We start from the raw sequence: 816 nt of genomic DNA, 5'->3' as shown, positions 1-816 counted from the left end.
GCTCGGCGTTGGCGCTGGCGGACATCATCTGGAGCAGCTCCCGGAACGGGAATCCCTGCAACCGCGCGTTGAACTTGGGTGCGAACGCCTGCAGCACCTGCTCCCCGCGGTCCGTGATGCCGCCCACCCCGATGGCGTACAGCCGGAACCGGCGGGACCGCTGCTCCTCGGCGAGGACGGGTATCAGCCGTTGCCAGGAGTCGGTGAGATGGCCGGTCGGGTCGGTGGGCAGCCCGTCCGTGACGAGGCAGATCTGCGGCCGGTAGTACTGGAGTCCGGACGCCCGCAGCTCCGCCTTGCGGGCCGCGACGATGTGCATGGACAGCTCCAGCGCCTCGGTCATCAGGGTGACGCCGGCGGCCGTCAGCTGCGGTGCCTGGAAGGCGTGCGCGGGGATGAAGGGACTCATGCGGGTGCGCGGGTCGAGCAGTTGGGGCCCCCGCCAGGCGCCGACGCCCTGGCCGCCGAAGGTGACGACGGCGACCTCCACGCTGTAGCTGAGGCTGACGTCGTCGTGGAGTTCGCGGGTCCACTCGGCGAGCGCGTTGTTCAGCGCCTGGATCGGCGCGCCCGCCATGGAACTGGATGTGTCGAGGCACAGCACGAGCGGCATGCGCTGGGCGTTGTTCTCGAACTCGATGTCGGCGTACTCCGCCGGCAGGGTGGGCGGGTATTCGCTGTGCATCGCTGGTCCCCCTGATGTTTCCGTTTCGTGCGCGGTACGCGTGCGGGTGAGGCGTGGGTGTGGGGCTCGGGGTGAGGAGTGTCGGGCCCTAGCGGGGGGTGCCCTTGGCGTGGCGGGCGGCGGCGGGCGGG

Annotated in this window: 1 protein-coding gene; it reads right to left on the bottom strand. The window is 70.8% G+C overall.

The window, feature by feature from the left end; all coding sequences use genetic code 11:
• Nucleotides 1-685 (bottom strand): vWA domain-containing protein (locus tag AOK23_RS21955; RefSeq protein WP_055714400.1); only part of this gene is annotated, 685 nt, incomplete at its 3' end.
• Between the last annotated feature and the right edge of the window lie 131 nt (nucleotides 686-816).

It is taken from the genome of Streptomyces torulosus, from assembly GCF_001419765.1.
GTDB lineage: Bacteria > Actinomycetota > Actinomycetes > Streptomycetales > Streptomycetaceae > Streptomyces > Streptomyces torulosus.
This window is presented reverse-complemented; position numbering and strand designations above follow the sequence as displayed.